Origin of the sequence: Nocardioides sp. (genome assembly GCF_016462705.1) — a bacterium.
Taxonomy (GTDB): Bacteria; Actinomycetota; Actinomycetes; order Propionibacteriales; family Nocardioidaceae; genus Nocardioides.
Genome location: NZ_JAEMSS010000291.1, coordinates 1 through 3215, shown reverse-complemented (window position 1 = coordinate 3215; position 3215 = coordinate 1). Strand labels below are relative to the sequence as shown.

The following is a 3215-nucleotide window of genomic DNA, read 5'->3' as shown; positions in this document are numbered from 1 at the left end:
CCTGGTCTTCCAGAAGGACCTCGGCTCCAGCCTGCTGTTCTTCGGCCTCTTCCTGATCATGCTCTACGTCGCCACCGAGCGGCCCGGGTGGCTGCTCCTCGGCGGCTCGATGTTCGTGGCCGGCTCCGCCGCGGTCTACTTCCTGGCCGACCGGGTCCGCTACCTCGACCACGTGCAGAACCGGATCAACATCTGGCTCGACCCGATGAAGTACATCGACGAGACCCCCGGCAGCGGCCAGCTCGTCGAGGGCCTGTTCGGGATGGCCTGGGGCGGGCTCATCGGCCGCGGCTTCGGCGGGGGCAGCCCCGAGCGGATCCCCTTCGCGGAGTCCGACTTCATCCTGGCCGCCATCGGCGAGGAGCTCGGCCTCACCGGTGTGATGGCGGTCATCGTCGTGTACGGCCTGATCGTCGAGCGCGCGCTCCGCGCGGCCCTGATCTCCCGCGACGGCTTCGGCAAGCTGGTCGCGGTCGGTCTCGCCGGGGTGCTGGCGCTCCAGGTCTTCGTCGTGATCGGCGGGGTCACCCGGCTGATCCCGCTGACCGGTCTCACCACGCCGTTCCTCTCCTACGGCGGCTCCTCCCTGGTCGCCAACTGGGTCATCGTCGCCCTGCTCATCCGCATCTCCGACCTGGCCCGGAGGCCGGTGCCGGACCTCTCCGAGGACGACGACGCCGACGACCTCTCCACCCAGGTCATCCGGGTCGGAGGCACGCCGTCGTGAACAAGCCGATCCGCACCATCTCGCTCTTCTGCCTGTTCCTCTTCCTGGCGCTCATGGTCAACGCGACCTGGCTGCAGTACGCCAAGTCGCAGGACTACGCCGACGACCCGCGCAACCGGCGGGTCATCGTGGCCGCCTACTCCGCCGAGCGGGGCGCCATCCTGGTCGGGCGCGACCCGGTCGCCGAGAGCACGCCGGTCGACGACAAGTACGAGTTCCAGCGGGAGTACCCCGAGCCCGAGAAGTACGCGCACCTCACGGGCTACTTCTCCTTCTTCAGCCAGACCGGGGTCGAGCAGACCCAGAACCGGGTCCTCTCCGGCGACGACGACCTGCTGTTCGTGACCAAGCTGGTCGACCTGCTCTCGGGCAAGGCCGGCAAGGGCGGCAACGTCCAGCTGACCATCGACCGGGCCGCCCAGGACGCGGCGTACGAGGCCCTCGAGGCACTGCCCGGCGAGGTCGAGGCCTCGGTCGTCGCGCTCGAGCCGGACACCGGCAAGATCCTGGCGATGGCCTCGCTGCCGTCCTACGACCCCAACGAGCTGGCCTCGCACGACTTCTCCGCGGTGGACTCGGCCTACAAGCGGCTCGACGCGCGCGAGGACGAGCCGCTGGTCAACCGCGCGATCCGGACCACGTTGCCACCGGGCTCGACGTTCAAGCTCGTGACCGCCGCCGCGGCGATCGAGAACGGCCTCTACGAGGCCTCCGACGAGGTGCCCGGCGGCGTGTCCTACCAGCTCCCCCAGACCTCCGACGACAGCGGGCTGATCGACAACGAGGGTCGTGAGTGCGGCTCCGACACCATCCCGTTCGAGGTGGCGATGGGCAACTCGTGCAACACCACCTTCGCCCAGCTCGGCGTCCAGCTCGGCGAGGAGGCGCTCCGCGAGCAGGCCGAGGCGTTCGGCTTCAACCAGGAGTACTTCGAGGACCTCGGCCCGCAGTCGGTGTCCAACTTCCCCGACCGGGCCAACCCGCCGCAGACCGGGCAGTCGGCCATCGGCCAGTTCGAGGTGCAGGCCAGCCCCCTGCAGATGGCGATGGTGGTCGCCGGCATCGCGAACCAGGGGGTCGTGATGCGGCCCTACCTGGTCGACCAGGTGCAGTCGCCGACGTTCGAGGTGCTCCGGCAGACCGAGCCCGAGGAGTTCTCCGAGGCGGTCTCGGCCTCGACCGCGGACCAGCTGACCGACCTGATGGTCTACACGGTCGAGGACGGCACGGCCAACCCGGCTGCCATCAACGGCATCACCGTGGCGGGCAAGACGGGGACCGCGCAGAGCGGCCAGGACGACGTGCCGCCCTACGCGTGGTTCGTCTCGTTCGCCCCGGCCCAGGACCCCCAGGTCGCGGTGGCCGTGATGATCCAGAAGGTCGACGGCGTCGACCGCGGCGAGATCGCGGGCGGCCGTCTCGGCGGACCGATCGCCAAGGCGATCATGGAGGCGGTGATCCAGTGAGCGACACACCCACCGGCCCCGTGCATCCCGCGGGCGGGCCCCCGGACGACGCGCAGCGCTTCGCCGACGACGCGCGCCGCTACCGGCTCGACAGCCGGATCGCCACCGGCGGCATGGGCGAGGTGTGGCGCGGCACCGACACCGCGCTGGACCGGCCGGTCGCCATCAAGCTGCTCAAGCACGAGTACGCCGACGACGCGACGTTCCGCTCCCGCTTCGAGACCGAGGCCCGGCACGCCGCCGGCCTCCAGCACCCCGGGATAGCCGCGGTCTTCGACGTCGGCGAGTCGCAGGCCTCCGGCGTCGCCGACGGCTCCGGGATCCCGCGGCCGTTCCTGGTCATGGAGCTCGTCGACGGCCAGCCGCTCTCGGCGCTGCTGCGCCCGGGCCAGGCGCTCGACCCGGGCGCCGTGCGCGACCTGCTCGCGCAGGCCGGGGACGCCATCGGTGCCGCCCACCGCGGCGGGATCGTGCACCGCGACATCAAGCCGGCGAACCTCATGGTCACCCCCGACCGCACGGTCAAGATCACCGACTTCGGGATCGCCCGCGCCAGCGAGGGACTCGGCCTGACCGGCACCGGCCAGGTCATGGGCACGCCGCAGTACCTCTCCCCCGAGCAGGCCCGCGGCGAGGTGGCGACCTCGCGGTCCGACGTCTACTCGCTCGGGGTCGTCGCCTTCGAGTGTCTGGCCGGGCGCCGTCCGTTCGAGGCCGAGTCGCCGGTCGCGACCGCGCTGGCCCACATCCAGCAGCCGGTGCCCGACCTGCCCGCGTCGGTGCCTGCGGACCTGGCCGCGGTCGTCCAGCGCGCCCTCGCCAAGGACCCGCAGCAGCGGTTCGCCGACGGTTCGGCGTTCGCCGCCGCCCTGCGCGACCCGGCGACCGCCGCCACGCAGGTCGTGGCGCCCCCGGCGAGCACGGCACCGGCGACCCCTCCGGGCGGTCCCCGGTGCCGGGCAGCCCTCCCGGCAGCTCCCGGTGGCGGCAGCGGCTCGAGATCGCGCTGTTCGTCACTCCCG

General features: G+C 71.9%; 3 protein-coding genes. All 3 read left to right on the top strand.

Translation table 11 applies throughout. The features are described from left to right. Positions 1–727, top strand: a 727-nt coding sequence (locus JHD21_RS21605; protein ID WP_292679587.1) for an FtsW/RodA/SpoVE family cell cycle protein, incomplete at its 5' end; no start/stop codon positions are given. Further along, a complete protein-coding gene (locus tag JHD21_RS21600; RefSeq protein WP_292679585.1) occupies positions 724–2193 on the top strand; it encodes a penicillin-binding protein 2 in 1470 nt (489 codons plus the stop codon). The genes JHD21_RS21605 and JHD21_RS21600, both read left to right, overlap by 4 nt. Further along, a partial coding sequence (locus JHD21_RS21595) for a serine/threonine-protein kinase (RefSeq protein ID WP_292679583.1) occupies positions 2190–3215 on the top strand: 1026 nt, incomplete at its 3' end. The genes JHD21_RS21600 and JHD21_RS21595, both read left to right, overlap by 4 nt.